Annotated in this window: 8 protein-coding genes; 2 read left to right on the top strand and 6 right to left on the bottom strand. The window is 71.7% G+C overall.

All coding sequences use genetic code 11. From position 1 onward, the window contains the following. The 4 genes from MILUP08_RS35705 to MILUP08_RS00155 all read right to left on the bottom strand — a co-directional run. Positions 1 to 1,091, bottom strand: a 1,091-nt coding sequence (locus tag MILUP08_RS35705; RefSeq protein ID WP_167626019.1) for a hypothetical protein, incomplete at its 3' end; no start/stop codon positions are given. Further along, positions 1,091 to 1,837, bottom strand: coding sequence for a DUF8175 domain-containg protein (locus MILUP08_RS00165; RefSeq protein WP_007453535.1), 747 nt, complete (start codon positions 1,835 to 1,837; stop codon positions 1,091 to 1,093). The genes MILUP08_RS00165 and MILUP08_RS35705, both read right to left, overlap by 1 nt. Positions 1,838 to 1,865: 28 nt before the next feature. Beyond that, complete coding sequence (locus tag MILUP08_RS00160; RefSeq protein WP_007453533.1) at positions 1,866 to 2,168, bottom strand: hypothetical protein; 303 nt, start codon at positions 2,166 to 2,168, stop codon at positions 1,866 to 1,868. A gap of 11 nt (positions 2,169 to 2,179) precedes the next feature. Next, on the bottom strand, positions 2,180 to 2,557 hold the full coding sequence (locus MILUP08_RS00155; RefSeq protein ID WP_237747003.1) for a hypothetical protein: 378 nt from the start codon (positions 2,555 to 2,557) through the stop codon (positions 2,180 to 2,182). A gap of 368 nt (positions 2,558 to 2,925) precedes the next feature. Here MILUP08_RS00155 and MILUP08_RS00150 point away from each other — a divergent pair, with 368 nt between their 5' ends. After that, complete coding sequence (locus tag MILUP08_RS00150) at positions 2,926 to 3,453, top strand: hypothetical protein (protein ID WP_007453529.1); 528 nt, start codon at positions 2,926 to 2,928, stop codon at positions 3,451 to 3,453. Beyond that, the gene (locus tag MILUP08_RS00145; protein ID WP_007453528.1) at positions 3,450 to 4,547 is read left to right on the top strand and encodes a M23 family metallopeptidase; all 1,098 of its coding nucleotides are present in this window, start codon (positions 3,450 to 3,452) and stop codon (positions 4,545 to 4,547) included. Before MILUP08_RS00150 ends, MILUP08_RS00145 begins: the two co-directional genes overlap by 4 nt. A 16-nt stretch (positions 4,548 to 4,563) precedes the next feature. Here MILUP08_RS00145 and MILUP08_RS00140 read toward each other — a convergent pair whose 3' ends face one another. Beyond that, complete coding sequence (locus MILUP08_RS00140) at positions 4,564 to 5,637, bottom strand: hypothetical protein (RefSeq protein ID WP_007453524.1); 1,074 nt, start codon at positions 5,635 to 5,637, stop codon at positions 4,564 to 4,566. A 170-nt stretch (positions 5,638 to 5,807) separates the two neighbouring features. Then, on the bottom strand, positions 5,808 to 6,137 hold the full coding sequence (locus MILUP08_RS00135; RefSeq protein WP_007453522.1) for a hypothetical protein: 330 nt from the start codon (positions 6,135 to 6,137) through the stop codon (positions 5,808 to 5,810). Between the last annotated feature and the right edge of the window lie 67 nt (positions 6,138 to 6,204).

The raw sequence follows: 6,204 nt of genomic DNA, 5'->3' as shown, positions 1-6,204 counted from the left end.
GCACCGCCGCCACCTCCGGCCATCGCCGGCCCACCGGCGGGCAGCCCGCCACCGGACGGTGCCGGTGCGGCAGTGGGCCCGGGCCCGGTGCCGGAGGGGCGCACCGGAGCGCTCTGTCCGCCCCCGCCGCCACCGCTGCCGCCGCCACCGCCGCCCCCACCGCGGGTGGAGTTGAGCAGCATGGCGCCGTTGGCGATGGCGCCGGAGGCCGCCAGGCCCCCTCCGCCGCCACCGCCCATGGCGATCTGGCTGGTCGCCGGGGCCAGCAACTTGAGCAGCGCCGGCATCGCCACGATGCCCATGCACATCAGCACGATGCCGGTCAGCACGGTGGTGAGGTCCTTGCCGTCACCGATCATCCAGAACGCGGCCGCGTACACGGTCGCCGCGGCCGGCTTGTAGAGCAGCGCCGCCATCAGCCAGCTCATGTAGCGCGCCAGCATGGCGCGTCCGGTGCCGGTCATCGCCGCCGCCGCGGCCAGGGGCATCAGCCCGCACAGCAGCACCTTGATCGCGGCGATGCCGATGCTCAGCAGGATCTGCGCGAACGAGATGAGCAGAAGCATGAACGCGATGGCGATCAGCGCGATGGACGTGAGGCCGTTGAAGGCGGCCACGCCGGCGGCGGGCGCGAACATCACCAGGCGTTCACCGAGATCGCCGCCGGTCGAGGCGTCCACGATCCACTTGGAGTAACCGTCGCCGAACTCGCTGAGGAGCGCGACAGTCGGTACGCCCGCGGCGCTGATCAACGTCAGCTGCAGCAGGCCGCGCCCGGCGTCGGTGGCGGCCTTGGCGTTGCGCTCCAACAGGATTCGCCCAGCAGCGATGAGTAGTGAGAACACCGCGACGGCGCCGGTGATCCAGTAGGTGTACTCGCGCAGCCGATCGACCGCTCCTCCGGTGAGGACCGGGGACGGCACCGCGATCCAGCCGGCTATCAGGGTCTTCAGGGCCCAGGCCGCGGTCTCGCCCATGGCCTTCGCGAGGCCCTCGAGCATGGAGTCCGCGAACGAGGTGGTGACGCCGCCGATGAGGTCCCCGGCCGCGTCCTTGAGGCTGCAGTCCGCCTGCGTGATCGGATTGCACATCAGCGGGCCCCCCATTCCACGACGCCGTTCAGGTCGGTCACGGTGCGGCTCAACGACGTCCAGGCGCCGCCGGGCGGCGCCACCATCTTCCAGTCACCGTCGCGCCACTGAAGCGTGGTCGTGACGATGAACCACCGTGCGGTGGCGCCGTTGACCGACCGGTACGCCAGCCCGATCACCGCCGTGTCCGGTGTGTAGGTCAGGTACAGATAGCCCGCCAGCGGCGCGAGATCGCCCGGTTGCGCCTGTTGCTCCGGCTCCGCGGCGAGCGCCGCCTGCAGCGTGTCCCGGTCGGCGCCGGGCAGGAACTGCTGGGTCAGGGTCGGTTCCCAGGAGGCCCGGCCGGCGGCGGCGCCCACCCGGCTGACCAGCTGCGCGGCGGCGATCAGCGCGCCCTCCGGCGTACGTGCGAAGCCCTTGGCCTGCTTGTCGCTGTGCTCCCGGGGCCCGGCTCGATCGCTGAACGGCAACGCGGTGCCACGGACGACCTGCCAGGTGACGCCCGCCGGTGCGGTCACCGGGACCGCCGTGGACAGCTTGCCCGTGGGTTCCGGCTGCGGTGCCGCACTCTCCGCAGACGCCGTGGGTGCCACGGAGTCGGGTTTGTCGTCGTCGCCGGACTGCACGGCGACGACGACTCCGAGTGCGACGATCACCAGCAGCAGCACCGCGGCCAGCACGAAGCCCGGCCGCGTCCACGGCGACGGTTCCTCGGCGTAGTCGGCCTGGTAGTTCTTCGAACGCATGGCGGTCCTTCCCCCGTGATCGCCGTGCTCAGGTCAGCGCGTCGACCAACTGAGGGCCCACGCCGAGCAGCACACAACCGGCCAGCCACCAGCCCAGCGCCGAGGTGTTGGTGTCGTCACCCCGACGGTGAGCGATCGCCATCTTGGCGCCGATGAACATGGCGCCCCCGACGGCTACGGCCGTGACGAGCCACTTCACCCAACCGAGGATCGTCAGGATCTTGTCCGAGCCGGGAGGCGCGACGTTGCCCGGGTTCGGTGCGGCGATGATACCGGTCGCAGCGTCCTGCACGCTTGTGACCGCGTCGTGCAGATGCAGCAACAACGACATGAATCCTTCTCCTAGATCGAGACAGCTTCCACGATGGAATCGCGTAGCGCGGCGATGTCGGGTGGGGGGACGCCCAGATCGTTGGGCTTGTCGGCGGCCAGCAGAACTTCCTGCCAGCCGACGCGCCAGACACTCGGTGCCCAGCCAGCCAGCAGCTGCAGACGCTCGTTGACGATCTTGGGCGGTCGGCGCGGCGACGCGGCGACCGCGACGACCCCCCGCACCTGGGCGTGCACCGGGATGGCTCGCCGCCGCCACTGCTCCACCGCGCCGGCCGCCGCCAGCGTTCCCGCGGCACTGGCTCGGCAGACCAGGACGACATTGATCATCGGAGAGTTCTGCGGCAACTGTGGCCACACCGGCCCGTAGTCGTAGCCGATCTGGGTCAACGTCGCAAGCGTGGTGGCACCGCTACCGCCGTGGCAGCCGACCCACCACACCGGAGGCCACCCGTTGGCAACAGCCTGCGGCGGCACCGGTACGGCGGAGAGACCTGGCAGGGTGTCGTACCGCGTACGAATCTGCGCATTGACCGAGGGCACGTCAAGAATCGCCCTGCGCTCGACCGAGCATGTGATTTCCCCCGTACCTGACGTAACTTCGCGGCAGACAGTAGCACCCGGCTGCACGCCTATCGATATGGTGAATCCACATCGTGACGTGCGGAGCCGTACTCCGGCCAGACGGTTCACAGTGGATACGAAGCAAGCGGTCAGCACGGGGGTAATCGGCTATGAATAAGGAAAAAGGCGGATCCGTGCAATATGGACTCGCCGTACGGGCGGCGGTTTCCACTGTCGCGATACCGGTGCTGCTCGCGATGCTGTCCGGCTGTTTCCGGTCCGCGCCGGCCGGCAGCGAGGTGCCGCAGAACGCGGGCCCCTCGCCGACCGTCGGCGGTACGGTCGCCGGCGCCACACCACCGGAGCCCCTCGGCCGCGACGACGAGGACGACGAGGGCCCCACCGCGCCGGTCGCCAAGGCGGCGCCCGCCGCGGCCGCCTTCGCCACCGCGTGGGCCCGCCCGGGGCTCGACGCGGCACGCTGGCTCGAAGGCGTCACGCCGTTGTGTGTCCCACGGTTCGCCGAGCAGTTGCGCACCGTCGATCCGGCCAACCTGCCCGCGTCCCGCGTCACCGGCCGACCCAGGGCGACCTACCCCGTCCGCGACGGCGGCGGGCAGTTCGCGATCCCCACGGACCGCGGGACGCTGCTGGTGAGCGTCGCCGATGTCAAGGGCCGCTGGCTGGTCACCGGCAACGACTTCAAACGGGCCAAGCAGTGACCGACAAGAAGACGACAGGTGTGGTCGGCGCGGTCGTCGCGATCACCCTGATGCTGGCTGGATGCCTCATCGGTCTGCCGCTGTTCCTGATGGGCGGCGCGGCCAGCGCCTCGCCGTGCGGCCCGGTCCCCGTGTCGGTGCCCTCTCCGGGCGGCAAGGGCACCACCAAGTGGGACGAGAGTCAGGTCGCGAACGCCGCGATCATCGTCGCGGTCGGCCAGGAGATGAAGGTACCGGCCCGTGGCCTGGTGATCGCCCTGGCCACCGCCATGCAGGAGTCCACGCTGAACAACATCAACTACGGGGACCGCGACTCCGTGGGCCTCTTTCAGCAGCGCCCCAGTCAGGGTTGGGGAACTGTGGCACAACTGACCGACCCCCGGTACGCCGCCGGCAAGTTCTACTCGTCGCTGCTGAAGGTCGATGGCTGGGAGGACATGCGGCTGACCGACGCCGCCCAGGCGGTGCAGAACTCCGGCACTCCCGAGGCCTACCAGAAGTGGGAGAAGGACGCCAACGCCCTGGCCGCCACCATCCTCAAGGTCGGCAGCATCGACGAACTGGGCGGGGGAGCACCCGGCGCACCCTGCGGGCCCGGCGCCTTCGAACCCGTCCCGGTCGGTCCGGGCGGCTGGGTGCAGCCGGTACGGGCCGGCGTGGTCGCACCGTGGGGCCAGGACCGGGGCGACCACAGGCATGCCGGCGTCGACCTCGGCGCCGGGAAGAAGACGCCCATCCGGGCCGCTGCCGCCGGCGTGGTGTCGACGAGCAAGTGCAACGCCCCGGAGTGGCACGGCTGCGACACCGACGGCTACCCCGGCCTCGGCGGATGTGGCTGGTACGTCGACGTCCGTCACGCCGGCAACATCGCCACCCGCTACTGCCACATGATCCAACAGCCCTTCGTGCGGGTCGGGCAGAAGGTCGCAGCCGGTGAGGTCCTCGGCCTCAGCGGCAGTTCCGGGAACTCCTCCGGGCCGCACCTGCACTACGAGGTGCACCGCGGCGTCGCTCCTGGCCGGAGCCTGACCTTCGGCAACTCGGTGGACCCCGTCGCGTTCATGGCGGGTGTCGGAGCTCCGCTGGGCGGCTGACCGCCGGCGCAGCAGCTCAGCGGATGGCTGACTGCGGCGCCCGGGTAGGCACCCGTTGCGGCTGCACCCGCCCCCGGCCCGTCGCGCTCCGTGCAGCGGTCGAACGGTCCGCACCGCGGCCCACCGCGCTGCGTGTCGGTCGGGGGTATGCCTTGGCCGCGGCCTGCGCGCCCCTGCCCTCCGCGGTTCCCGGCGCGGGGGCGCCGGTCGGGGCGGCCTGGCCCGGCACCGCTGCCTGGCCGGCGACAGCCGCCGTCTGCCCGGCCGCGTCGGCCAGCTGGTCGTGATGCGTCGCCTCGGCGGTGAAGTCCTGCTCCCGCGCGTAGGCGTGATCCGCGTGCGCCTCGGCGTGGGCGGGCACGTCGGTACCGGACGCGAGCCCCTGTTCGGCGTCCAGCCGGACGTCGTGCCACGCACCGGCGAGGTGCCTGTCGTCGGCCGCCGCCGCCCGATGCCCTGTCGCGTCGGCGTCGGCAGCGGCCCGTCTGCCCTCGGCCTCCCGCTGCTGCGACGAACGGTCGGCGGGCCCACGGCCGTCGGTCGCGCCGCGCTCCGCCGCCGAAGTCGCCGCGCGGGGCCCGGCGGTGTGCCCCTGCCGTTCCGCGGCGCCGCGCACGGCCCGGGACAGCGCGTCGCCCGTGTGGGTACGCCCGCCCGGGGCCGGCACCCGCACGCCAGTCTCGGCGAGTCGTTCACCTGCGGCCCGACGCGCCATGTCGGCGGCCGGGTCGACGGACTGCCAGGCGGTGGAGGCGCGCCACACCTCGGCGATGTCGGCGTTCGTGGCCTTCTGCCACCACTGCGGGTCCGCCGCGCGGGTCCAGGTCGCCGCGTCCTCGCGGTACTGCGCGTGCAGTTGGTCGTGCACTTCCCGGGTGCGGTGCGGGTCGAGGTGGGCAGCCTGCTCGGCCAGCTCACTGCGTACGTCGAATTGCCGGTCGCCGACGGCCTGGGCGAACTCGAGCTGCCGCTCGGTCACCGCACGCTGCTGGAGTAATTGCTGCTGCTGCTGCTCGGCCAGGAACCGCCGGTACTCCATGATCGCCGTCAGGAGCTGCACAACGCCGCCCGCGACCTCCGTAACCGCCACGTGTCCGCCTCCGCCGCAACCGTGTGAAGTGACATGCCGTGCCGGCGACGTCAGGACCGCCGGGCGGCACGCCTGGGACCGTATCGCGCGTTATCGAGGCGCCGCAGCCCCCGTGGGTCGACTACCGCCCGCCGTTCACGGGCCGTCCGAGGCGCGGCTTCCCCGGTGGATCACTTGCGGTTCCAGACCGCGTCCTGACCGGTGCTCGGGTCCTTGACGGTGAGGGTGCTGCCGTCGGTGCTCAGGACGCCGTCGGCCGAGATCTTGGTGATGCCGCAGTCCAGCTCGAGCCGGTACTCGCGGTCGCCCTGGTCCTTCGTGGTGCCGGTGCAGGGGACGTCGATGTTCGCCGACACGGAACCGTCGTCGCGCACCGTCATCGTGCGGGACTGGTTGTCCGCCATGATCCACGTCCCGGTCAGCGACGGATCGTCGCCGCACCCGGCCGCCAGCAGGGCGAGCGCGAGTGCCAGCCCGGCAGATCCCCAGCGCTTGATCACGTTTCCTCCCCCAGGTGTGCCGCGTCCCACCCTACCGGCGGCCCTGCTCTCGGCCTGCCCGCCCATG

The organism is Micromonospora lupini str. Lupac 08 (genome assembly GCF_000297395.2).
Lineage (GTDB): Bacteria > Actinomycetota > Actinomycetes > Mycobacteriales > Micromonosporaceae > Micromonospora > Micromonospora lupini.
Note: the sequence above shows the minus strand (reverse complement) of the source record. Positions and strands in the feature narration are given on the sequence as shown.